The following is a 22,767-nucleotide window of genomic DNA, read 5'->3' as shown; positions in this document are numbered from 1 at the left end:
GGCGCCTGGCCCACCGCGGCTCCCGCGGGCGGCGGACGGCGGCCCGGAGGGTGGCCCACGGCCGCTCCCGCGGGTGGTGGACGGCCCCAGGCACCGACCTCGCCGGGGCCGTCGACGCCCGCCCCGGCACCGGCACCCGCGACGGCGGCCGCCCCGGCCGCGCCCGCTGCCCCGGCCCCGAGCGGTGGTGGGCCCGACCCGCGCGCGCTGTGGCCCAACATCCTGGAGGCGGTCAAGAACCGCCGCCGGTTCACCTGGATCCTGCTCAGCCAGAACGCCCAGGTGACCGGCTTCGACGGCACGACCCTCCAGATCGGCTTCGTCAACGCGGGCGCCCGCGACAACTTCCTGAGCAGCGGCAGCGAGGACGTACTGCGGCAGGCCCTCGCCGAGCAGTTCAACGTGCAGTGGAAGATCGAGGCGATCGTCGACCCCTCCGGCGGTTCGGCACCCGCACCCTCCGCCGGCTACGGCGGCTCCGGTGGCGGTGGGTACGGCGGCTCAGGTGGCGGTGGGTACGGCGGCGGCGCGCCCGCGCAGCGCCCGGCGGCGCCGGCGCCCGCGGCCCCGTCCCAGGCCACCGCGCCGCCCTCGCCCGCCGGGGCGGCCCCGGCCTCCGCCCCCGCGGCCGCCCCGGCCGCCCCGGCCCCCCGGCCCACGGCCCCCGAGCCTCCGGCGCCGCGCCCGGTCTCCCCGGAGGACGACATCCCGGAGGACGACGACCCCGACCTCGACGAGTCGGCCCTCTCCGGCAAGGAACTGCTCGTACGCGAGCTGGGGGCGACCGTCGTGGAGGAGATCGCACACGAGTAGTGCCGGCCCGCGCGGCCGGCACTCCCGGCAGGGGCGGTCCGGCGCGCGGGGCGGGTGGTCCGGTGCTCCGGGCAGGGGTGGTCCGGCACGCGGGACGGGGGCCCGGCGGTCCCAGCGGTCCCGGCGGGGCCGGTGTTCCGGCACCCGGCAGGGGCGGTCAAGGCGCCCGGCACGGGCGGCCCGGCGCGCTCGCATTGGAGGAAACGCCAGGCCCGCGTCGCCCGCCGCTTCGGAAGCCCGCACAAACCGCTCCGGCCGGTTCCCATTAGGCTGACCCCGTGAAGGTCCTTGTCATCGGCGGCGGCGCCCGCGAACACGCCCTGTGCCGTTCCCTGTCCCTCGACCCCGACGTCACCGCGCTGCACTGCGCACCCGGCAACGCCGGGATCGCCGAGGTCGCCGAGCTGCACCCGGTCGACGCCCTCGACGGCGCGGCCGTCACCGCGCTGGCCACCGAGCTCGGCGCCGAGCTGGTCGTGGTCGGGCCCGAGGCGCCCCTCGTCGCCGGGGTCGCCGACGCCGTGCGCGAGGCGGGCATCCCGGTCTTCGGCCCCTCCGGACAGGCCGCGCGGCTCGAAGGCTCCAAGGCCTTCGCCAAGGACGTCATGGCCGGCGCCGGCGTACCCACGGCCCGCTCGTACGTCTGCACCACCCCGGCCGAGGTCGACGCGGCCCTCGACGCCTTCGGTGCCCCGTACGTCGTCAAGGACGACGGGCTCGCCGCCGGCAAGGGCGTCGTCGTCACCGACGACATCGAGGCGGCCCGGGCGCACGCGGTGGCCTGCGACCGCGTCGTCATCGAGGAGTACCTGGACGGCCCCGAGGTCTCCCTCTTCGCCATCACCGACGGCGAGAACGTCCGCCCGCTCCAGCCCGCCCAGGACTTCAAGCGCGCCCTCGACGGTGACGAGGGCCCGAACACCGGCGGCATGGGCGCGTACTCGCCGCTGCCGTGGGCCGACCCCAAGCTGGTCGACGAGGTCGTGGAGAGCGTGCTCCAGCCGACCGTCGACGAGATGCGCCGCCGGGGCACCCCGTTCTCCGGTCTGCTGTACGCCGGTCTCGCGATCACCTCCCGAGGCGTCCGCGTCATCGAGTTCAACGCCCGCTTCGGCGACCCCGAGACGCAGGTCGTGCTGGCCCGCCTGAAGACCCCGCTCGCCGGTCTGCTGATGGCCGCCGCCACCGGCAACCTCGCCGACCTGGAGCCCCTGCGCTGGAGCGACGACGCGGCCGTCACCGTGGTCGTCGCCTCCCACAACTACCCCGGCACCCCGCGCACCGGCGATCCGGTCACCGGCCTCGACGAGGTGGCCGCCGAGGACGCCCCGCACGCCTACGTCCTGCACGCCGGCACCAGGAGCGAGGGCGACACCGTCGTCAGCGCCGGTGGCCGCGTCCTGTCCGTCACGGCCACCGGCGCGGACCTCACCGAGGCCCGCGACCGCGCCTACCGGGCGGTCGCCCGCATCGGTCTCGACGGCTCCCAGCACCGTACGGACATCGCGGCGAAGGCGGCGGCGGGCGCGTAACCCGCGACGCACCGTTCCGGGGAGACCCACTCCTCTCCGTCCGAACCCGACAGGCCCCGGCTCCGTCTCAGGAGCCGGGGCCTGATCCTTGCTGTGTGTCATCCACCTTTCCCCAAAGCCATTCCATCGAGTGACCGATGCGCCATACGGCTGACGGACGCGAAGGCCCCAACTAGGGTGCCGCGCAAGCGTTCCGGCACTTGGCTCACCGGCATTGCGATGTCAGTGGCGGGTGCCACAGTGGGGGAGTGGGCAACAACAGGAGCGCAGCAGGACGAGAAGGCTCAGCAAGGCGAGCACGACGACCAGCAGGACAGCCCGGCGCAGCAAGGAGGGGGTGAGGTCCGGCCGTGACCGGTATCGGTGGTGTGGAGATGGGCGCGCAGGCCGCGCGCCAGCGGGCGCTGGCCGTGCTGCGCGTCCGTTCCCGGGCAGTGGCCGTCGCCCTGTTGCCCGCTGCCGCCGCCGTGATCCTGCTCGTGGGCGGTTCCACCGGCCATCTCGTGGGAGTGGGCTGGGGCGTCGCCCGCTGGGCCGTGTCCGCGCTCGGGTTCCTCGTCCTGGTGGCAGCCGCCGGTGTGGCCCTGGTCGTCGCCCGAGCGCGGCCCGCCGCGACCCCGACGGTCACGGTCGCCGAGGCGTCGGCGCCGGACCTCTACCGGATGGTGCGCGACCTGGCCGAGCGGCTCGACGTTCCCGCCCCCTCCGCGATAGCCCTCACGCCGGACTGCGACAGCTGGCTGGAGGACCGCACGCACCCGGCCCACGGCCCGCCGCCCGTGGACACGCACGACGACGTGGCCGGCGTGGGCACGGCCGCCCACCGCCGCAGCTCCGCCGCCCCGGTCCTCGTCATCGGCTCCCCGTTCCTGTGGTGGATGCGCGTCGGCGAGCTGCGCGCGGTCCTCGCCCCGGTCGTCGCCGGTACGGGACCCTCGGCGCACCCCGACATAGCCGCGGCCCGCCGCTTCATACGGGGCCTGGACGCGGCGGTGGCGGTGGCCTCGACGCGGAAGGGCTGCCTGCTGTCCCGCGTGGTCTGCGCGGGCCTGGGCCAGGTGTCCCGGCTCCTGCTGCGCAGCTGTCGCGTTCACGCGACCGAAATGGAGCGCGGGGTCGCGGCGGCTGCCGCCGAGCGCGCGAAGGCCGTGGACTACGGCCTGCGGATAGTCGCCCAGGAACAGGTCGGACTCGCCTACGCGGGCTGGGACCGGCTGCTGACCCGGGTGGCGCTTCCCGCCTGGCGGATGGGGCGCTGGCCGTCCCGGCTGGACGTGGGCGTCGTCGCGGCGCTCACGGAACTGTCCCGCCGGGACCGCCTGGCCGAGGGCTTCGCCTCCCGGCTGGGCGAGCGTCCCGCCTGCGACCTGCTGGAGGAGCCCGGGGTGATCGACGAGGCGGTCTCCCTCCTCGCCGCGCGGCTCTTCCACGGCGGGCCGGCCGAGACCGGCCCGGACTGGTCGCCGGTGGAGTGGGACGAGTATCCCGAGGAGGTCGTCGACCGGAGCTGGCGGACGGAGGCGGCCCGCCTCCACCGTGTGCTGGACACCCTGGGCGTCCGCCGCACCACACCGGGCACCGACGGCCCCACCCTGTCCCGCGTCCTGGACCACCTCACGACCCCGCCCCCACCACCCACCGCCGGTCCTGCACCCACCGCCGGGCCTGTGACCCTCGACGGTCCTGCGCCCGCCGCCGGGCCTGTGACCCTCGACGGTCCTGCGCCCGCCGACGCGCTCGCGCCTGCCGCCGGGCCTGTGGCCCCTGCCGACGGGCCTGCGCCCGCTGGGGGGCCTGTGGCCCCTGCCGCGCCTGCGCCTGCCGACGGGTCTGCGCCCGTCGCCGGACCTGCGGCCATCGACGGATCCGCAGCCCCTGCCGAGCCCGCAGCCCCTGCCGAGCCCGCGCCCCCTGCCGAGCCCGCGTCCCCTGCCGAGCCCGCGTCCCCTGCCGAGCCCGCGTCCCCTGCCGAGCCCGCGCCCCCTGCCGAGCCCGCGCCCGCTGGCGGGCCCGTGGCCCCTCCCGGGCCCGCTGCCGCCGATGGGCCTGTCACCGCCGACCGGCTTGCGGCCACTGACGGCCCTGGTGCCACTGGCGGTTCGGCGGTCGCTGACGGGCACGTGGTTCCTGCCGGGTTTGCGGGCGCCGACCATGACGACCTCGTCTGCACCACCCCCCGCGGCGCCGCGCTGGCCGCCGGGCTCAGTGCTCAGCTGGCCCGGGAGGAGGCGTCGGCCACCCGGCCCCCGTCGCCGGCCCAGGGCGCAGCCGCAGGTCCGACCGGCCCCGGCACCGCCCTCTGGGACGACCGGGTGCTCCCCCTCCTCCCCCTCCAACCCCCGCGCACCGGCCGCGAGATCCTGACCGCCCACATCACCGCGATGGTGTGCTGCGCGGCGATGGACACCGCGGGCGCGGCGCCCGGACTCGACTGGCTCGACGGCCCGTCCCTCCTGGTCGACGGCGCCCGCGCGGGGGATCTGGCTCCCCGTGTCCTCAGCCTCGTCGAGAGGGGTGACCCCGGCCCCCTGCGCGCCTGGATGACCGAGCTCGGCATACGCCCGGAGAAGCCGGTGCGCCTGGTCTGACGCCGGTACCCGACACCCCACCCGACCCGACGCCCGCCCTCCCGGCCACCGAACCGGATCCCCGTCTTCCACTTTCGGCCACTTCGCAACGAACAGTGACAACACGCGCGCGAGATGTGATGTGCTGGGGACCGATCGCGCACATGGCAAAGGCGTTCGTCATACGCACGACCACGGGGGCACAAGGGAGGGGACTGTCCCATGGGGCCCGAGCAGATCCGCCGCTGGGAGTCGGGAGCACTCGCGCACGCCGTGACGGACCCCTTCGGACAGGGGCCCGTCCCCTGGCTGCGCGGCGGCGAGACGTACTTCGGCGACACCGGCCAGATCGTCCCCTGGTACGCGGACCCGGACACCGCCCAGGCCCCGGACGCCGAGCAGCCCCGGGCGGGGGGGACGCCCCGGCACACCCCGGCGCGGCGCACCGACGGCGGCGGCCCGCGCGCCGCGGACGACGTCCGGTGCCAGATCAAGGGCTTCACCGCGACCGGAGCCGCCGCCCCCGGCGAGTCGATCGACTTCCACATCACCGTCGACCCGCCCCAGGAGTTCGGCGTCGACGTCTACCGGATCGGCCACTACGGCGGCGACGGCGCCGCGAAGATCACCACCAGCCCCCGCCTGTCCGGCATCGTCCAGCCCCCACCGCTCACCGCGGACCGCACGGTCTCGTGCCACCACTGGTGGCTGTCCTGGCGGCTGCAGATCCCGCCGTACTGGAACATCGGCGCGTACGTCGCCGTCCTCACCACCGCCGACGGCTACCGCTCCCACGTCCCCTTCACGGTCCGCGACAGCCACCCGGCCGACCTGCTCCTCGTCCTGCCGGACGTCACCTGGCAGGCGTACAACCTCTACCCGGAGGACGGCCGCACCGGTGCCAGCCTCTACCACGCCTGGGACGACGAGGGCCGGCTGCTGGGCGAGTCGGACGCCGCGACGACCGTCTCCTTCGACCGGCCGTACGCGGGCGCGGGGCTGCCCCTGCACGTGGGCCACGCCTACGACTTCATCCGCTTCGCCGAGCGCTACGGCTACGACGTCGCCTACGCCGACGCACGCGACCTGCACGCGGGCCGCGTCGACCCGACCCGCTACCGGGGCCTGGTCTTCCCCGGGCACGACGAGTACTGGTCCGCCCCCATGCGCCGCACCACGGAACTCGCCCGCGAGCAGGGCACATCCCTGGTCTTCCTCTCCGCCAACACCATGTACTGGCAGGTGGAGCTCGCCCCCTCCCCGTCCGGCGCCCCCGACCGCCTGCTGACCTGCCGCAAGCGCCAGGGCCCGGGCCGGCCCGTGCTGTGGCGGGAGATCGACCGCCCCGAACAGCAACTGCTCGGCATCCAGTACGTCGGCCGCGTCCCCGAACCGCACCCGTTGATCGTCCGCAACGCCGACCACTGGCTCTGGGAGGCCACCGGCGCCCACGAGGGCGACGCGGTCGAGGGCCTGGTCGCGGGCGAGGCCGACCGCTACTTCCCGCGCACCTCGCTCCCCGAGCACGACGAGCGCGTCCTGCTCGCCCACTCCCCGTACACCGACGCCGACGGCGCCCGCCGCCACCAGGAGACGTCGCTGTACCGGGCCCCCTCGGGCGCCTGGGTCTTCGCGTCCGGGACGTTCGCCTGGTCCCCGGCCCTGGACCGTCCGGGCCACGTCGACGCACGCGTCCAGCGCGCCACCGCCAACCTCCTGGACCGCATCTGCAAACGGGACTGACCTCGGTCCGCGGCCACCCCGGGCGGAGAGCGATCGCCGCATACGGGAGAATCGACGTACTTGGACAGAACCACGGGGAGGAACCGTGTCCGGATTCGTCGAAAAGCCCGAACCGATCCAGGTTCCGGGTCTGGTGCATCTGCACACCGGCAAGGTGCGCGACCTGTACCAGAACGAGGCGGGCGACCTCGTGATGGTCGCCAGTGACCGCATGTCCGCCTACGACTGGGTGCTGCCGACCGAGATCCCCGACAAGGGCCGGGTTCTCACCCAGCTCTCCCTGTGGTGGTTCGACCAGCTCGCCGACCTGGTCCCGAACCACGTCCTGAGCACCGAGCTGCCCCCCGGCGCCCCCGCCGACTGGCAGGGCCGCACCCTGGTCTGCCGGTCGCTGCGGATGGTCCCCGTGGAGTGCGTGGCCCGTGGCTACCTCACCGGCTCGGGACTGGCCGAGTATCAGGAGTCCCGCACCGTCTGCGGCCTCGCCCTTCCCGAGGGCCTCGTCGACGGCTCGGAGCTGCCCGCCCCGATCTTCACCCCGGCCACCAAGGCGGAGGTCGGCGAGCACGACGAGAACGTCTCCTACGAGGAGGTGGCCCGCCAGGTCGGCGCCGACACCGCCGCCCGGCTGCGCCAGGCCACCCTCGCCGTGTACTCCCGGGCCCGGGACGTCGCCCGCGAGCGCGGGATCATCCTGGCCGACACCAAGTTCGAGTTCGGTTTCACCGACGACGACCTGGTCCTCGCCGACGAGGTGCTCACCCCGGACTCCTCCCGCTTCTGGCCGGCCGACCAGTGGCAGCCGGGCCGCGCGCAGCCGTCGTACGACAAGCAGTACGTGCGGGACTGGCTGACCTCGGCGGAGTCCGGCTGGGACCGGAAGAGCGAGCAGCCCCCGCCGGCCCTGCCGCAGCAGGTCGTGGACGCCACCCGCGCCAAGTACGTCGAGGCGTACGAGCGCCTGACGGGCCTGCCCTGGTCCTAGTAGGGCCTGTCTGACAATTCCCGCCTGCCTCCCGACGCCACGCACGCACTCTCGCCGCACCGGGCGCAGAGCCGAGTACATCCCCGTACGAGGCTCTGCGCCCGGCACGCCGAGAGCAGGCACCTGACGCCGCGAGGCCGCCCTCCGGGCGACGACGGGAATGGTCAGACAGGCCCTAGCGGGACACGAAGAAGCCCCCGGCCGGAACCGGGGGCTTCCTCATGTGGAGCGAACGACGAGGTTCGAACTCGCGACCTCAACCTTGGCAAGGTTGCGCTCTACCAACTGAGCTACGTTCGCACTGCGCCGTGCGCCGAAACCGGGGCCGAAGCCCGGACCGGAGCCCTCGACTCAGTCCGTGGACTTCGCCGTGGCGCGACAGCCACTATACCCAACCCCGCTCCCGTGCGAGCCGCACCGCCGCGTGCCGGTTCTCCGCCCCCAGCTTGCTCGCGGCCGACGACAGGTAGTTCCGTACGGTCCCCTCCGCGAGCGCGGCGCGCTCCGCGATCTCCGCGACGGGCGCCCCGTCGGCGGCGAGCTCCAGCACCTCGGCCTCGCGCGCGGTCAGCGGCGAGTCCCCGGCGGAGATCGCGTCGGCGGCCAACTCGGGGTCGACGTAGCGGTTTCCGGCGTGCACCGTGCGGATCAGCTCGGCGAGCCGCTGGGCGCTGACCGTTTTGGGGACGAACCCGCGCACACCCGCCGCGAGCGCCCGCTTCAGATGCCCGGGCCGTCCGTGACTGGTCACGATCAGCACCTTGCAGCCGGGCAGCTCGGCGCGCAGGGATGTGGCGACCTTCACACCGTCCGCGCCGGGCATCTGGAGATCCAGCACGGCGACGTCCGGCACGTGCGCCTGGGCCATCGCCAGGGCCTCCGGGCCGCTGGCCGCCTCGGCGACCACGAGAAGGTCGTCCTCCAGGGACAGCAGGGCGGCCAGCGCCCCGCGGATGAGGTGCTCGTCGTCGGCGAGCAGCACGCGTACGGGGGTCGTCACGACGCGACCTCCAGCGCGGCGGCCGACGGCAGCGGCACCTCGGCCCTGAGCCGGAACACGCCCTTGCCGGCCGACCCGGCCTCCAGCGTGCCGTCCACGGCGGACAGCCGCTCCCGCAACCCCGCGAGCCCGGACCCCCCGGCGCCGACCGAGGGGCCGACGGAACCCGTGCCGGCCGTACCGGCGGTTCCGGCCGTCTCCGCCACCCCGTCGTTCTCCACCGTCAGCACCACACGCCCCTCCGACAACCGCACCATCACGGCACACCTTCCCGCATCCCCGTGCCGCAGCACGTTCGTGGTCGCCTCCCGCACCACCCAGCCGAGCGCCGACTGCACCTCGGCGGGCAGCCCGGCCGTCTCACCGCTCACCTCGCAGTCGATGCCGGCCGCCGTCAGCACCCCCCGGGCGCCGGTGAGCTCGACCTCCAGGTCGGCCTCCCGGTAGCCGCGTACGACGTCCCGGACCTCCCGCTGCGACTCCTGGGCGATGCGCTGCACCTCGATCATCTGCTCCACCGCCTCGGGCCGTCCGCGCCGGGACAGCTGGACGGCCAGCTCGCTCTTGAGCGCGATCACGGCCAGGTTCCGGCCCATCACGTCGTGCAGGTCCCGGCCGAACCGCAGCCGTTCCTCGGCGACGGCGAGTCGGGCCCGGGTCTCCTTGGCCTCGTCGAGCGTGTAGACCACGTTGAGCAGCCAGACGGAGAAGACCGACGTGAAGGCGAGGAAGCCGCCCGCCGTGAGCACGAGGGCGGCCAGTACGACCGAGGCGACGCCCGGCAGGCCCAGCGGGAACGAGACGAGTCCGGCACCCACTCCGAAGCCGCTGACGACGGCGACCACGCGCCGCCGGTCCCGTACCCCGAGCGTGATCATGCCCGCGCCGAAGAACAGGATGCCCCCGAAGACCGTCCCCGCAGCGGTGTCCACGTCGTCGCCGCCCGGTCCGTGCTCCGCGAGCCCGATCGCGGCGACCGCGACCACCGCCGTGACGGCGGCGTAGCCCCACAGCAGCCGCACGGGCTGCGGGCGGCGGCCGCGCGTCCAGTCCAGCGCGCGGGACGCGACCAGCATGCCGACCGCGGCGTGCACGGCGACCAGCACGGTCAGCCCGGTCGCGAGCCGTGGCCCGGTCCGGTCGAAGCCCGACACCCCGATCGCCAGGATCTCGAGGACCCCGAAGAAGTGGAACGACCACCGTGTGTACGTCTCCACCTTCGCCGGCGTGCTCTTCCGCCGCCACCAGCCCCTCGGCCTGCGCATGCCCCCGCCCGCCCCGCTCTCCCTGGTCCTGGTCCGAGTCCGCCCGTACGTCAGTGTCGCGGCTCCCAGCGGAACCACCGCCGTACAGCAAACACCGCGAGCACGGTCCAGGCCACCGCCGTGGCCACGGCGCCCAGCGCGTCGTACGCCGACAGGTCGCCGGTCCAGCCGCCGCGCACCAGGGTGATCACGGGCGTCAGCGGCAGCAGCTCGCACACGGAGGCCAGCCGGTCGGGCAGCAGCTCCAGCGGCACGAACAGGGCGGAGCCGAACATCGAGACGAACATGAACGGCAGCGGTGTGACCTGCGCGCTCTCCCCGGTCCGGGTGAAGCTCGCGGTGACCGCCGCGAGCGCGGCGCACATCACGAGGCCCAGCAGCAGGCCGAGGACCGCCAGATGAGGCGCGGACGGCGCCGACAGGTCCAGCAGCACGGCGCAGCCCACCGCCAGCAGCAGGGACTGCACGAGCCCGCTGAGGACGGCCGGCATCGCGGACCCGCTCAGGATCTCGACGTCCCGCAGCTCGCCGGTGCGTAGCCGCTTGAGGACGAGTTCCTCGCGCCGGACGACGAAGACGCCGACGAGGGCCGAGTAGACGGCGAACAGCAGGGAGAAGCCGATCGCGGCGGGCAGGACGAGCGTGCCCGTGGTCAGGCCCGCCTCGGCGAGGTCCATCTCCTGGGCCGCCGACCGCACACTGAACGGCAGCACCAGCGGCACGAACAGCGCGGCGAAGACGGTGCCCTTGTTCCGTCCGAGCAGGGTCAGCTCGGCGCGGGCGAGGGCCGTCATGCGCTGCATCGGCGTGGTCGTGCGCCGCGTCGGCGTGCTGCCGGGGGCGTCCGTGGCGCGCGCGGCCGAGTCGTTGCCGGTCGTGGTGCTCATGCCGCGTACTCCTTCGTCGTCGTCGACCCGGCCGTCCTCGCGGACGCCTCCCTCGCGATCCCCAGGAACGCCTCTTCCAGGGATGCCGACCGCACGTCCAGGCGGCGCAGCTCCACTCCGGCCACTCCGGCCCAGGTCAGCAGCCCGGTGGCCGAGCGCTGCAGTTCGTGGGTGCGCAGCCTGACCGTCCGGCCCTCCACCTCGTGATCGCTCACGCCCAGCTCGTCGAGCGGCGGCAGATCACCCACGAAATAGCCCTCGGGCAGCTCGAAGGAGATACGGGACGGCTGCATGGCGGTCACCTCCGCCGGGGTGCCGGTGGCGGCGATCCGGCCCTCGTGCATGATCGCGAGCCGGTCGGCGAGGTGCTCGGCCTCCTCCAGGTAGTGCGTGGTCAGCAGCACCGTCGTACCGCCGTCGCGCAGCTCGCTCACCAACTCCCAGGTGTCCCGGCGGCCTTCGGCGTCCAGCCCGGTGCTGGGCTCGTCGAGGAAGAGGACCTCGGGGTCGCCGAGGAGCGCGAGCGCCAGGTCGAGCCGGCGCCGCTGTCCCCCGGACAGCTGTTTCACACGGATGCCGGCCTTCGACTCCAGCCCGACCACCGCCAGTACCTCCGCCGGCGGGCGGGCCCCGCTCACGCAGCCCGCCCACATCCGCGCGGTCTCCGCGACGGTCAGCTCGGACGGGAAGCCGCCTTCCTGGAGCATCACGCCGGTACGGGGGCGTACGGCGGCCCGCTCGGTGTACGGGTCGTGTCCGAGGACGCGCACCCGCCCGCCGGCCGGGGCGGCGAGGCCCTCCAGCAGCTCGACCGTCGATGTCTTGCCCGCGCCGTTGGTGCCCAGCAGCGCGAAGATCTCTCCGCGGCGCACGGAGAAGTCGATCCCGCGCACCGCCTCGAACCCGCCCCCGTACACACGTCGCAGGCCGGTGACCTCAATCACGTGTTCGTGTCCGTCTGATCGCATGCCTCAAGCATTCCCGCGCCGCGGGAGGGTCGGCAGTGCGGGCCGTCACCGGTCGGCATGACAAATGTCAGAACGGGGCCGCCCGATCCGGTCGGTCACGGGCGCACGAAAAGACCCCGGTCCTTGAGGGACCGGGGTCTGATTCCCGAGCGGACGACGAGGCTCGAACTCGCGACCTCAACCTTGGCAAGGTTGCGCTCTACCAACTGAGCTACGTCCGCATTGCCGCCGACCGGCCTTCACCGATCGGTGCGAGCACCAGCCTACCTGATCGACTTGCGTGATCGGTACGGCCATGCAGAGCGGGTGACAGGAATTGCACACTGCGCCTTCCCCCTGGAAGGGGGATGTTCTACTACTGAACTACACCCGCATGTTCCGTGAGCTGGGCCTTTCGGCCTTGCCCCTCGGCGTGCTCCAGACTCTAGCTGATCACCTGGGGTGCTGCGCAAGTCGGTTCCCGCGAGGGGCGGCTGGGCGGCCGTCGACCGCCGCCCAGTCGTCGGCGCGTCGCCACCGACCACCATGGACGGCGCCTCACCACGGACGCCTCATCGCGTACGGCTCACTGCGTACGGCTCACTGCCCTGGGGTCACTGCGCAGGGCTCACTGAGCCTCGGCGAACGCCTCGTACACCCTCTTCGGGATCCGGCCCCGCGCGGGCACGTCCATCTTGTTCGCCTGGGCCCAGGCCCGGACCGCCGCCGGGTCGGGGGCGACCTCCGTCTGCCGGTACGCCTTGCCGGAGCGCGACCGCTTGCGGCCGGCCGACACGTAGGGCTCGAGAGCCTTGCGCAGTTTCCGGGCATTGGCTTCGTTCAGGTCGATCTCGTACATCCGGCCGTCGACTCCGAAGGCGATCGTCTCCGCCGCTTCCGAGCCGTCGATGTCGTCAAAGAGAGTGACCACGACACGCTGCGCCACGAATATCGGTCCCTTCGTGCGGCATCTCCGCGATGACGTGCCGAGACGCCGCGATGATGCCGACTGTTCGCCTGTAATTGGGCAAAGTATCGGCTAATGACATTTCATTTGTACAGTGCCTGGCATTGCAATGGGAAGCCCGACTAAATCTCTCCGCGTGTCTGTCGCGCAATAGGCGTCCGGGTTCGATCCGGGATCTTTCCCGAAGTTTTTCGTGACCGCCTCCCGTCGAGGCCGGATCGTGACAGGGCTCACGTAGTTTCCTCCAAGGCTACGCGCGTAGAAATTTTGTACGGGTAGTCTGAAGGGACCTGCTCAGCACCACACACCGGGAGTGCCAGTGGCACGCGTCGTAGTCGACGTCATGCTCAAGCCGGAGATCCTCGACCCCCAGGGCCAGGCGGTGCAGCGCGCACTGCCGCGACTGGGTTTCGAAGGGATCTCGGACGTACGTCAGGGAAAGCGATTCGAACTGGAAGTGGACGGACCGGTCGACGACGCCGCCCTCGCCCGCATCCATGATCTTGCGGAATCCTTCCTCGCCAACACCGTGATCGAGGACTTCACCGTCAAGGTCGAGTCCGACGACGTGGTCGCGGGGGCCGTGAAGTGACCGCTCGTATTGGCGTCGTCACTTTCCCCGGCAGTCTCGACGACCGGGACACGCAGCGCGCGATCCGCGTCGCCGGCGCCGAACCCGTCGCCCTCTGGCACAAGGACAAGGACCTCAAGCAGGTCGACGCCGTCGTGCTGTGCGGCGGTTTCTCCTACGGCGACTATCTGCGCGCCGGCGCCATCGCGCGCTTCTCGCCGGTGATGGACACCGTCATCGACCAGGCGAAGGCCGGTCTCCCGGTGCTCGGCATCTGCAACGGCTTCCAGATCCTCACGGAGGCCCACCTGCTGCCCGGCGGGATGCTCGGCAACGACCACCTGCACTTCATCTGCCGCGACCAGAAGCTGCGGGTGGAGAACGCGGACACCGCCTGGACCAGCGACTACAGCGCCGGCCAGGAAATCAGCATCCCGCTGAAGAACATGGACGGCCGCTACGTCGCCGACCGGCGCACGCTGGACGAGCTGGAGGCCGAGGGCCGCGTCGCCTTCCGCTACCTCGACGTCAACCCGAACGGCTCGCTCAACGACATCGCCGGCATCACCAACGCCGCGGGCAACGTCGTCGGCCTCATGCCGCACCCCGAGCACGCCGTCGAGCCGCTGATCGGCACCGGCCGCACCGACGGCCTCCCGTTCTTCACCTCGATCCTCAAGAAGCTGGTCAACGTATGAGCCGGACGCCTCTGGACACGGTCGAGCACGCGGCCGCGACCCCCGACGTCGAGCTGCCCTGGGCCGAGCTGGGCCTGAAGAAGGACGAGTACGAGAGGGTCGTGGAGATCCTCGGCCGTCGGCCCACCGGTGCCGAACTCGCCATGTACTCGGTGATGTGGTCCGAGCACTGCTCGTACAAGTCCTCCAAGGTCCACCTCCGCCAGTTCGGCGAGAAGGCCCCCGCCAACGACGCGATGCTCGTCGGCATCGGCGAGAACGCCGGTGTCGTCGACGTCGGCCAGGGCTACGCGGTCACCTTCAAGGTCGAGTCGCACAACCACCCCTCCTACGTCGAGCCCTACCAGGGCGCGGCCACGGGTGTCGGCGGCATCGTCCGCGACATCATCGCGATGGGCGCCCGCCCGGTGGCGGTCGTGGACCCCCTGCGCTTCGGTGCGGCGGACCACCCCGACACCAAGCGGGTGCTCCCCGGTGTCGTCGCCGGCATCGGCGGCTACGGCAACTGCCTGGGCCTGCCCAACATCGGCGGCGAGGTCGTCTTCGACGCCTGCTACCAGGGCAACCCGCTGGTCAACGCCGGTGCCATCGGCGTCATGCGGCACGAGGACATCCACCTCGCCAAGGCGTCCGGCGCGGGCAACAAGGTCATCCTGTACGGCGCCCGGACCGGCGGCGACGGCATCGGCGGCGCCTCCATCCTGGCCTCGGAGACCTTCGACGACGCCAAGCCGTCGAAGCGCCCCGCCGTTCAGGTCGGCGACCCCTTCCAGGAGAAGCTCCTCATCGAGTGCACCCTGGAGGCCTTCCGGGAGAAGCTCGTCGTCGGCATCCAGGACCTGGGCGCCGCGGGCCTGTCCTGCGCGACCAGCGAGCTGGCGTCGAACGGCTCGGGCGGCATGCGCGTCACCCTGGACGACGTCCCCCTGCGCGACTCCACGCTCTCGCCCGAGGAAATCCTCATGAGCGAGTCGCAGGAGCGCATGTGCGCGGTGGTCGAGCCGGGCAAGGTCGACCGCTTCCTGGAGATCTGCGAGAAGTGGGACGTCATCGCCACCGTCATCGGTGAGGTGACCGACGGCGACCGCCTCGAGATCTACTGGCACGGCGGCAAGATCGTCGACGTCGACCCGCGCACGGTCGCGCACGAGGGCCCGGTCTACGAGCGTCCCTACGCCCGCCCCGACTGGCAGGACGCCCTCCAGGCCGACGACGCGAACAAGCTGCCCCGGCCGCAGACGGGCGAGGAGCTGAAGGACCAGGTCCTGAAGCTGGTGTCCTCCCCGAACCAGGCGTCCAAGAAGTGGATCACCCAGCAGTACGACCACTTCGTGCAGGGCAACACCGTCCTCGCCCAGCCGGAGGACTCCGGCATGATCCGCGTCGACGAGGAGAGCGGCCTCGGCGTCGCGATCGCCACGGACGGCAACGGCCGCTACGCCAAGCTCGACCCGTACACGGGCGCGCAGCTGGCCCTGGCGGAGGCCTACCGCAACGTGGCGACCACCGGCGCCAAGCCGCTCGCGGTCTCCGACTGCCTGAACTTCGGCTCGCCGGAGGACCCGGCGGTCATGTGGCAGTTCGCGGAGGCCGTACGCGGTCTGGCCGACGGCTGCCAGCAGCTCGGCACCCCGGTGACCGGCGGCAACGTCTCGCTCTACAACCAGACCGGTGAGGCCGCCATCCACCCGACGCCGGTCGTCGCGGTCCTCGGCGTCATCGACGACGTGGCCCGCCGCACGCCGGTCGCCTTCCAGGAGGACGGGCAGCTGCTCTACCTCCTCGGCGACACGCGTGAGGAGTTCGGCGGCTCGGCGTGGTCCCAGGTGATCCACGACCACCTCGGCGGCCTGCCCCCGAAGGTCGACCTGGAGCGTGAACGCCTCCTCGGCGAGATCCTGATCTCCGCCTCCCGCGACGGCATGATCGACTCCGCGCACGACCTGTCCGACGGCGGCCTGGTCCAGGCGGTCGTCGAGTCGGCCCTGCTCGGCGGCAAGGGCGCGCGTCTGGTCGTACCGGACGGGCTCGACGCCTTCACCTTCCTGTTCTCGGAGTCGGCGGGCCGCGCGGTCGTCGCCGTCCCGCGTTCGGAAGAGGTCCGCTTCAACGACATGTGCGGCGCGCGCGGCCTGCCCGCCACCCGCATCGGTGTCGTGGACGGCGACGCGGTGGAGGTGCAGGGCGAGTTCACCCTCCCCCTGACCGAGCTGCGCGAGGCCCACGAGGGCACGATCCCGGCGCTGCTGGCGTAGGGCGGCCCGAGACGACGGGGTCCCGTCCGGCACCGGACGGGACCTCGCTGTTTCACCGCACGTAGTTCTTGAGGACCTCCGTGTCGAGTTCGATGCCCACGGGATCGGGGAGCGCCATCGTCTCGCCGAACGTGGCGACGCGGACGTCGCGGTAGCCACCGACCTGCCGGTCCGGTCCGCTGTGCACCGTGACGGTGCAGGAGTCCCGGTCGATCAGCAGGTACAGGGGGATCCCGGCCTGCCCGTACGCGGCCGGCTTCTCGTGCCGGTCCCTCCGGTCCGTGTCCGAGTCGTACGAGGTGACCTCGACGACCATGAGCGCGCCGTCCGGGTCGGCCCATTCGCCGTGCCCCGCGAAGTGGGCCTCGGGCGCGAGCACGGCGTCCGGCCGTGCCCTGCTCTGCCGGTACGCGTCGACCCGGAGGCCTCGCCCGTAATACAGGTCCAGGTCGGGCCGGGCCTGCATACAGCGCTTGGCCAGCCAGGACACGATGGTGTCGTGATCCCCGTCCGTCACTTTCTTGACCCCGATCCGTCCGTCGATGTACTCCAACGTGACGGTCTCGGGAGCAGTGGAAGCGATCGTTTCGAACTCGTCCACCGACATCTGAGACGTGTGCTCGGCCATAACCGTCATGGTGCACCTCCTTCCAGGCGCGGACCAGTGTTTCCGTGCTCCGGCGCTTCGGGGCCGGTTTCCACCGCCAGACACACGTACGAGTGACTGCCCGCGCGGCCGCACTCCCGCCGGCCGGCCCGGACCCGGCATATCCCGAGCGCCCCGTCGGCCCCGCGGACTAGGCTCGCCGCCATGCCGCCCGCCAGGAAACGCGCCCGCGCCTACGACCCCGCACGTACCCGCACCGCCGTGCTGGCCCAGTTCGGCAACGTACGGGCAGCCGTCCGCACCCTCACCCCGCAGCAGCTCGCCCTGCCCACGCGGCTCGGGGACTGGACGGTGCGGGAGTTGGTCGCGCACGTCGGGATGGCCCTGACCGCCGTGCACCGCGCCGTGGACCGGCCAGCCCCGCCCCGCCAGGACGTCCAGGTCGTCGAGTGGCCCTTCGCCACCGCCGGGAACGCCGACGCGATCGCCGACTTCACCCGGAAGCTGGCCGCGGACCATCCCGACCTCGACGCCCACCTCGCCGACATCGAGGAGAGCCTGCGCGCGCTGCTCGCCGAGCACTCCGGCAGCCGGCTCCTGGAGACCAACGCGGGCGCCCTGCCGTTGGACGACTACCTCGTGACCCGCACCGTCGAGCTGGTCGTCCACACCGACGACCTGGGCGCCGCCGTGCCCGGCCTCGACATCCCCTACGACCGGCAGGCCCTGGCGGCCGCGACCCGGCTGCTGGCCGACGCGCTCGCCGTGAAGGCGCCCGGCGGCTCGACGGAGGTGCGGATCCCGCCGTACGCCGTGGTGCAGTGCGTCGAGGGCCCCCGGCACACCCGCGGCACCCCGCCCAACGTCGTCGAGACCGACCCGCTGACCTGGATCCGGCTGGCGACTGGGCGGCTGGCCTGGAAGGACGCCGTGGCCGACGCGAAGGTGAGTGCGAGCGGGGAGCGGGCCGACCTGGGGGAGCTGCTGCCGGTGCTGAGCTGAGGGGAACCGGACCTTCCCCGCCTCCGTCGAACGGGCATGTGCGGGCAGAAAAGGCAGCGCAGCACGACCCTGACCGTGGCCGCCGTCGCCGCGCTCCTCCCGCTCGCCGCCGCCTGCGGCAGCGAGAAGCCAACGCCACGGCCACCGTCCGCGACGGACATATCGCCCTCAACGCTCCGGCCGTCACCCGAATGATGTGCGAAGGCTCACTCATGGACGCCGAGAAGCGGACACTGCGCCTCTTCGACGGTCGGATCGACCACGAGACCCTCACGCTGACCAGCGAAGACGGCACCACCGTCCGCGCCGTCACCGACCAGTGATCCCCACGTGAGTCCGTATCCCCAATTCGGACCAGTGGTCGACCTCGCCTACACTCGGAAGCGTGCCACGTGGTGACGGTCGACTCAATCACGATCTACTTCCCGGCGAGAAGGGCCCCCAGGACGCTTGCGGCGTCTTCGGTGTCTGGGCTCCGGGCGAAGAGGTCGCAAAGCTCACGTACTTCGGGCTCTACGCCCTCCAGCATCGGGGCCAGGAATCCGCGGGTATCGCGGTCAGCAACGGCTCCCAGATCCTCGTCTTCAAGGACATGGGCCTCGTGTCCCAGGTCTTCGACGAGACCTCGCTCGGTTCGCTCCAGGGTCACATCGCGGTCGGACACGCCCGCTACTCGACCACCGGCGCCTCCGTGTGGGAGAACGCCCAGCCAACCTTCCGGGCCACCGCGCAGGGCTCCATCGCGCTCGGCCACAACGGCAACCTCGTCAACACCGCCCAGCTCGCCGAGATGGTCGCCGACCTGCCCAAGCAGGACGGCCGCTCCACGCGGGTCGCGGCGACCAACGACACCGACCTGCTGACCGCGCTCCTCGCGGCCCAGGTCGACGAGGACGGCAAGCCGCTGACCATCGAAGAGGCCGCTCACACGGTCCTTCCGAAGGTCATGGGCGCCTTCAGCCTCGTCTTCATGGACGAGCACACCCTCTACGCCGCCCGCGACCCGCAGGGCATCCGCCCGCTGGTCCTCGGCCGCCTCGAGCGCGGCTGGGTGGTCGCCTCCGAGTCCGCCGCCCTCGACATCTGCGGCGCCTCCTACGTCCGCGAGATCGAGCCGGGCGAGTTCGTCGCCATCGACGAGAACGGTCTGCGCTCGTCACGATTCGCAGAAGCGAAGCCCAAGGGCTGTGTCTTCGAGTACGTGTACCTGGCCCGCCCGGACACCGACATCGCCGGCCGCAACGTCTACCTCTCGCGCGTCGAGATGGGCCGCAAGCTGGCCAAGGAGGCCCCCGCCGAGGCGGACCTCGTCATAGCGACCCCGGAGTCCGGCACTCCCGCCGCCATCGGGTACGCCGAGGCCTCCGGCATCCCCTTCGGCAACGGCCTGGTGAAGAACGCCTACGTCGGGCGCACCTTCATCCAGCCCTCGCAGACCATCCGCCAGCTCGGCATCCGCCTGAAGCTGAACCCCCTGAAGGAAGTCATCAAGGGCAAGCGGCTGGTCGTCGTCGACGACTCCATCGTCCGCGGCAACACCCAGCGGGCCCTGGTCCGCATGCTGCGCGAGGCGGGCGCCGCCGAGGTCCACATCCGGATCTCGTCCCCGCCCGTGAAGTGGCCCTGCTTCTTCGGCATCGACTTCGCCACCCGCGCCGAGCTCATCGCCAACGGCATGAGCGTCGAGGAGATCGGCACCTCGCTGGGCGCCGACTCCCTGGCGTACATCTCCATCGACGGCATGATCGAGGCGACCACCATCGCCAAGCCGAACCTCTGCCGCGCCTGCTTCGACGGCGAGTACCCGATGGAGCTCCCCGACCCCGAGCTGCTCGGCAAGCAGCTCCTGGAGACCGAGCTGGCCGCCGGGCCCGCCGCCACGGCCGCCGCCGACGCCATCCGTCGCCCGTAGCAGCCGTCCGCAATACCTGCCGTACGACACAAAGGTTCTCATCGTCATGCCTGACACAACTGGTGCCAGCTACGCATCAGCGTCTTACAAAACAGCAGGTGTCGACATCGAGGCGGGCGACCGCGCCGTCGAGCTCATGAAGGAATGGGTCAAGAAGACGCAGCGCCCCGAGGTCCTCGGCGGCCTCGGCGGCTTCGCCGGCCTCTTCGACGCCTCAGCCCTCAAGAACTACGAGCGCCCCCTGCTCGCCTCCGCCACCGACGGCGTCGGCACCAAGGTCGACATCGCCCGGCAGCTGGGCGTCTACGACACGATCGGCCACGACCTGGTCGCCATGGTCATGGACGACATCGTGGTCTGTGGCGCCGAGCCGCTCTTCATGACCGACTACATCTGCGTCGGCAAGGTCCACCCCGAGCGCGTCGCCGCCATCGTCAAGGGCATCGCCGAGGGCTGTGTGCTGGCCGGCTGCGCCCTGGTGGGCGGCGAGACGGCCGAACACCCCGGCCTGCTCGGAGCGGACGACTTCGACGTCGCCGGCGCCGGTACGGGCGTCGTGGAGGCCGACCGGCTGCTGGGCCCCGATCGCATCCGTAAGGGTGACGCGGTCATCGCCATGGCGTCCTCCGGGCTTCACTCGAACGGGTACTCGCTCGTCCGCCACGTCCTGCTGAACGAGGCGGGCCTGTCCCTGGACGCCCACCTCGACGGCCTCGGCCGCACGCTCGGCGAGGAGCTCCTGGAACCGACCAAGATCTACTCCCTGGACTGCCTGGCGCTCACCAGGACCGCGGAGGTCCACGCCTTCAGCCACGTCACCGGAGGCGGGCTCGCCGCCAACCTGGCCCGAGTGATCCCCGACAGCCTGCACGCCGTCGTCGACCGCTCCACCTGGACCCCGGGCGCGGTCTTCGACCTCGTCGGCACGACCGGCCGGGTCGAACGCCTGGAGCTGGAGAAGACCCTCAACATGGGCGTGGGCATGATCGCGATCGTGCCCGAGGAGTCGACGGACGTGGCACTGGCGGCCCTGGCCGACCGCGGGGTGGACGCCTGGGTGGCCGGAGAGATCACCGACCGCGGCGACCACGAGACGGGCGCGGCGCTCGTCGGCGACTACGCCGTCTGAGACCCAGCGGTTCCCGTGAGACCCTGCGGTTCCCGCGGACAGCACAGAACCCGGTCGGTGACTTCCGTCACCGACCGGGAAAGTGCTCAGTGCAAGGTCAAGCGCCGCGTCGCTGCTGCGGGGACTGGCCGTCCTCGTCTTCGTCGTCGTCCTCATAGAGGTCGGCGTACCGTGCGTACACGTCGTCGTCCTGCTCATCGTCCTCGAATCGCTCGCTGTTCGGCGGTTGCGAATTCGACGGCGATGCGCCCAGCTCCTCGGCCAGGCGGGAGAGATCAGTCCCACCGCTGTTGTACTTCAGCTGGCGGGCGACCTTCGTCTGCTTGGCCTTGGCCCGGCCGCGCCCCATGGCTCGACCCCCTCAACGACGGGGCTCGACGGCCCCAGAGTCTTGACACGCGTTCATGGTCCGGAACGGGCTCTCCGTGGAGAGACCGGTCCGTAGGGCTTCCACGGTACCTGAGCCCACGCCCATACGGTACGTCGCCCGCAGGACGTGGCCGCGCCCAGAACCTTCGAGGCGCCCCGTCCTCGCTGGTCAACGGCGATTTTAACCACGTTTCGGCCGTCGACCCGCCGGGAGAAGTGAGAGTTCTCTCCAACTGCCCGCCGGCGGGTACCGGTCAAACGTTCGAAAACCCTGCCCCGATCACCACGGGATCACCGCGGAATCACCGCCGGGTACGCGCCTCCGCCATCCGCTGCTCGGCGATCCGGTCGGCCGCGGCGGCCGGCGGAATACCGTCCTCCTTCGCACGAGCGAATATGGCCAGCGTGGTGTCGTAGATCTTCGCCGCCTTGGCCTTGCACCGGTCGAAGTCGAAGCCGTGCAGCTCGTCGGCGACCTGGATGACACCGCCGGCGTTCACCACGTAGTCGGGCGCGTAGAGGATCCCGCGGTCGGCGAGGTCCTTCTCGACGCCCGGGTGGGCGAGCTGGTTGTTGGCCGCGCCGCACACCACCCTGGCGGTCAGCACCGGCACGGTGTCGTCGTTCAGCGCGCCGCCGAGCGCACACGGGGCGTAGACGTCCAGGTTCTCGACCCGGATCAGCGCGTCGGTGTCGGCGACGGCGACCACCGAGGGGTGCCGCTCGGTGATGCCCCGGACGACGTCCTTGCGTACGTCGGTGACGACCACGTGCGCACCCTCGGCCAGCAGGTGCTCGACGAGGTGGTGGCCGACCTTGCCGACGCCTGCGACACCGACGGTGCGGTCGCGCAGCGACGGGTCGCCCCACAGGTGCTGGGCCGAGGCGCGCATGCCCTGGTACACACCGAAGGCGGTGAGCACGGAGGAGTCCCCCGCGCCGCCGTTCTCGGGGGACCGCCCGGTCGTCCAGCTGCACTCGCGCGCCACGACGTCCATGTCGGCGACGTACGTGCCGACGTCGCAGGCGGTGACGTAGCGGCCGCCGAGCGAGGCGACGAACCGGCCGTAGGCGAGGAGCAGCTCCTCGGACTTGATCTGCTCCGGGTCGCCGATGATCACGGCCTTGCCGCCGCCGTGGTCGAGTCCGGCCATGGCGTTCTTGTACGACATCCCGCGCGCGAGGTTCAGCGCGTCGGTGACGGCGTCCGCCTCGCTCGCGTACGGATAGAAGCGCGTACCGCCGAGCGCGGGGCCGAGGGCGGTGGAGTGGAGGGCGATGACGGCCTTGAGGCCGCTGGCACGGTCCTGGCAGAGCACGACTTGCTCATGACCTCCCTGCTCCGAGTGGAACAGGGTGTGCAGAACATCAGCAGGTGCGCCGGTTACGTCGGTCACGGTGGTGACTCCTGTGTAGGTGCGGCGGTTGGAGACGGGTCCCCGTGCGGGTGGCGGGGACTGTGGCATGAGATTAGAGCCTGCCGGGGTCCCCCCGCCGGAGAGTGCTCAGGATCACCTC

The 22,767-nt window shown here is 72.1% G+C and carries 18 protein-coding genes, 3 tRNA genes and 2 pseudogenes; 12 read left to right on the top strand and 11 right to left on the bottom strand.

From position 1 onward, the window contains the following. The 5 genes and pseudogenes from RM812_RS33860 to RM812_RS33840 all read left to right on the top strand — a co-directional run. A pseudogene (locus RM812_RS33860) lies at positions 1-813 on the top strand (DNA polymerase III subunit gamma and tau); the annotation flags it as partial. Between the two features lie 278 nt (positions 814-1,091). Further along, positions 1,092-2,345 carry a phosphoribosylamine--glycine ligase gene (gene purD / locus RM812_RS33855; protein WP_311581821.1) on the top strand — a complete coding sequence of 418 codons (1,254 nt, stop codon included), beginning with the start codon at positions 1,092-1,094 and terminating at the stop codon, positions 2,343-2,345. A gap of 350 nt (positions 2,346-2,695) precedes the next feature. Further along, on the top strand, positions 2,696-4,933 hold the full coding sequence (locus RM812_RS33850) for a M48 family metalloprotease (RefSeq protein ID WP_311581817.1): 2,238 nt from the start codon (positions 2,696-2,698) through the stop codon (positions 4,931-4,933). A gap of 201 nt (positions 4,934-5,134) precedes the next feature. Beyond that, on the top strand, positions 5,135-6,655 hold the full coding sequence (locus tag RM812_RS33845; RefSeq protein WP_311581814.1) for a N,N-dimethylformamidase beta subunit family domain-containing protein: 1,521 nt from the start codon (positions 5,135-5,137) through the stop codon (positions 6,653-6,655). Positions 6,656-6,740: 85 nt separating this feature from the next. Beyond that, complete coding sequence (locus RM812_RS33840; protein ID WP_311581811.1) at positions 6,741-7,640, top strand: phosphoribosylaminoimidazolesuccinocarboxamide synthase; 900 nt, start codon at positions 6,741-6,743, stop codon at positions 7,638-7,640. A 224-nt stretch (positions 7,641-7,864) separates the two neighbouring features. On the opposite strand, the gene RM812_RS33835 is transcribed toward RM812_RS33840, so the two are convergent. The 8 genes from RM812_RS33835 to RM812_RS33800 all read right to left on the bottom strand — a co-directional run bounded on the left by RM812_RS33835 (position 7,865) and on the right by RM812_RS33800 (position 12,685). Then, positions 7,865-7,940, bottom strand: a tRNA-Gly gene (locus RM812_RS33835). A gap of 85 nt (positions 7,941-8,025) precedes the next feature. After that, positions 8,026-8,640, bottom strand: a complete 615-nt coding sequence (locus tag RM812_RS33830) for a response regulator transcription factor (RefSeq protein WP_311581808.1) — start codon at positions 8,638-8,640, stop codon at positions 8,026-8,028. Then, positions 8,637-9,905 (bottom strand): sensor histidine kinase, encoded by a 1,269-nt coding sequence (locus RM812_RS33825; RefSeq protein WP_311581805.1) that lies wholly within the window; start codon positions 9,903-9,905, stop codon positions 8,637-8,639. Before RM812_RS33825 ends, RM812_RS33830 begins: the two co-directional genes overlap by 4 nt. 50 nt (positions 9,906-9,955) lie before the next feature. Further along, entirely contained in the window at positions 9,956-10,708 is a 753-nt protein-coding gene (locus RM812_RS33820; RefSeq protein ID WP_311581823.1) for an ABC transporter permease, read from the bottom strand. A gap of 80 nt (positions 10,709-10,788) precedes the next feature. Then, the gene (locus RM812_RS33815; protein WP_311581802.1) at positions 10,789-11,760 is read right to left on the bottom strand and encodes an ABC transporter ATP-binding protein; all 972 of its coding nucleotides are present in this window, start codon (positions 11,758-11,760) and stop codon (positions 10,789-10,791) included. A 148-nt stretch (positions 11,761-11,908) separates the two neighbouring features. After that, positions 11,909-11,981 (bottom strand) — tRNA-Gly (locus tag RM812_RS33810). 80 nt (positions 11,982-12,061) lie between these two features. After that, a tRNA-Gly gene (locus RM812_RS33805) sits at positions 12,062-12,133 on the bottom strand. A gap of 234 nt (positions 12,134-12,367) precedes the next feature. Further along, positions 12,368-12,685 carry a histone-like nucleoid-structuring protein Lsr2 gene (locus tag RM812_RS33800; protein WP_239771018.1) on the bottom strand — a complete coding sequence of 106 codons (318 nt, stop codon included), beginning with the start codon at positions 12,683-12,685 and terminating at the stop codon, positions 12,368-12,370. A gap of 340 nt (positions 12,686-13,025) precedes the next feature. Between RM812_RS33800 and purS the strand changes: the two genes are divergently transcribed. The 3 genes from purS to purL are packed head-to-tail and all read left to right on the top strand — an operon-like array spanning position 13,026 to position 16,230. After that, positions 13,026-13,298 carry a phosphoribosylformylglycinamidine synthase subunit PurS gene (gene purS / locus RM812_RS33795; protein ID WP_053133538.1) on the top strand — a complete coding sequence of 91 codons (273 nt, stop codon included), beginning with the start codon at positions 13,026-13,028 and terminating at the stop codon, positions 13,296-13,298. Continuing rightward, positions 13,295-13,975, top strand: coding sequence for a phosphoribosylformylglycinamidine synthase subunit PurQ (gene purQ, locus RM812_RS33790; protein WP_311581794.1), 681 nt, complete (start codon positions 13,295-13,297; stop codon positions 13,973-13,975). The genes purS and purQ overlap by 4 nt, the downstream gene beginning before the upstream one ends. Continuing rightward, the gene (gene purL / locus RM812_RS33785; RefSeq protein WP_311581792.1) at positions 13,972-16,230 is read left to right on the top strand and encodes a phosphoribosylformylglycinamidine synthase subunit PurL; all 2,259 of its coding nucleotides are present in this window, start codon (positions 13,972-13,974) and stop codon (positions 16,228-16,230) included. The genes purQ and purL overlap by 4 nt, the downstream gene beginning before the upstream one ends. Positions 16,231-16,282: 52 nt before the next feature. Here the strand turns inward: purL and RM812_RS33780 are convergent, their stop codons facing one another. Then, entirely contained in the window at positions 16,283-16,867 is a 585-nt protein-coding gene (locus RM812_RS33780; RefSeq protein WP_311581790.1) for a Uma2 family endonuclease, read from the bottom strand. A gap of 174 nt (positions 16,868-17,041) precedes the next feature. Here RM812_RS33780 and RM812_RS33775 point away from each other — a divergent pair, with 174 nt between their 5' ends. From RM812_RS33775 to purM, 4 genes and pseudogenes are all read left to right on the top strand, one after another. Further along, positions 17,042-17,839, top strand: coding sequence for a maleylpyruvate isomerase family mycothiol-dependent enzyme (locus RM812_RS33775; RefSeq protein ID WP_311581787.1), 798 nt, complete (start codon positions 17,042-17,044; stop codon positions 17,837-17,839). Positions 17,840-17,964: 125 nt separating this feature from the next. Further along, positions 17,965-18,162: pseudogene (locus RM812_RS33770) on the top strand (META domain-containing protein); the annotation flags it as partial. Between the two features lie 62 nt (positions 18,163-18,224). Further along, a complete protein-coding gene (gene purF, locus RM812_RS33765; RefSeq protein ID WP_311581785.1) occupies positions 18,225-19,751 on the top strand; it encodes an amidophosphoribosyltransferase in 1,527 nt (508 codons plus the stop codon). 46 nt (positions 19,752-19,797) lie between these two features. Continuing rightward, entirely contained in the window at positions 19,798-20,880 is a 1,083-nt protein-coding gene (purM, locus tag RM812_RS33760; protein WP_311581782.1) for a phosphoribosylformylglycinamidine cyclo-ligase, read from the top strand. Positions 20,881-20,977: 97 nt separating this feature from the next. On the opposite strand, the gene RM812_RS33755 is transcribed toward purM, so the two are convergent. Both RM812_RS33755 and RM812_RS33750 read right to left on the bottom strand, forming a co-directional pair. After that, positions 20,978-21,229 (bottom strand): DUF3073 domain-containing protein, encoded by a 252-nt coding sequence (locus RM812_RS33755; protein ID WP_311581779.1) that lies wholly within the window; start codon positions 21,227-21,229, stop codon positions 20,978-20,980. 322 nt (positions 21,230-21,551) lie between these two features. Next, positions 21,552-22,646, bottom strand: coding sequence for a Leu/Phe/Val dehydrogenase (locus tag RM812_RS33750; protein WP_311581776.1), 1,095 nt, complete (start codon positions 22,644-22,646; stop codon positions 21,552-21,554). Positions 22,647-22,767: the final 121 nt, after the last annotated feature.

This window comes from Streptomyces lancefieldiae (assembly GCF_031845825.1).
In the GTDB taxonomy this organism is placed as follows: domain Bacteria; phylum Actinomycetota; class Actinomycetes; order Streptomycetales; family Streptomycetaceae; genus Streptomyces; species Streptomyces lancefieldiae.
The sequence above is the reverse complement of the archived record's forward strand: the minus strand, read 5'-3'. Positions and strand labels throughout refer to the sequence as shown.

What these genes read in the sequence shown, in the direction of transcription:
- RM812_RS33845 (WP_311581814.1), top strand. Translation starts at nt 5,135, where the DNA reads ATGGGGCCCGAGCAGATCCGCCGCTGGGAGTCGGGAGCACTCGCGCAC.
- RM812_RS33825 (WP_311581805.1), bottom strand. Translation starts at nt 9,905, where the DNA reads ATGCGCAGGCCGAGGGGCTGGTGGCGGCGGAAGAGCACGCCGGCGAAG.
- RM812_RS33820 (WP_311581823.1), bottom strand. Translation starts at nt 10,708, where the DNA reads ATGCAGCGCATGACGGCCCTCGCCCGCGCCGAGCTGACCCTGCTCGGA.
- RM812_RS33815 (WP_311581802.1), bottom strand. Translation starts at nt 11,760, where the DNA reads ATGCGATCAGACGGACACGAACACGTGATTGAGGTCACCGGCCTGCGA.
- purL (WP_311581792.1), top strand. Translation starts at nt 13,972, where the DNA reads ATGAGCCGGACGCCTCTGGACACGGTCGAGCACGCGGCCGCGACCCCC.
- RM812_RS33780 (WP_311581790.1), bottom strand. Translation starts at nt 16,867, where the DNA reads ATGACGGTTATGGCCGAGCACACGTCTCAGATGTCGGTGGACGAGTTC.
- RM812_RS33775 (WP_311581787.1), top strand. Translation starts at nt 17,042, where the DNA reads ATGCCGCCCGCCAGGAAACGCGCCCGCGCCTACGACCCCGCACGTACC.
- purM (WP_311581782.1), top strand. Translation starts at nt 19,798, where the DNA reads ATGCCTGACACAACTGGTGCCAGCTACGCATCAGCGTCTTACAAAACA.
- RM812_RS33755 (WP_311581779.1), bottom strand. Translation starts at nt 21,229, where the DNA reads ATGGGGCGCGGCCGGGCCAAGGCCAAGCAGACGAAGGTCGCCCGCCAG.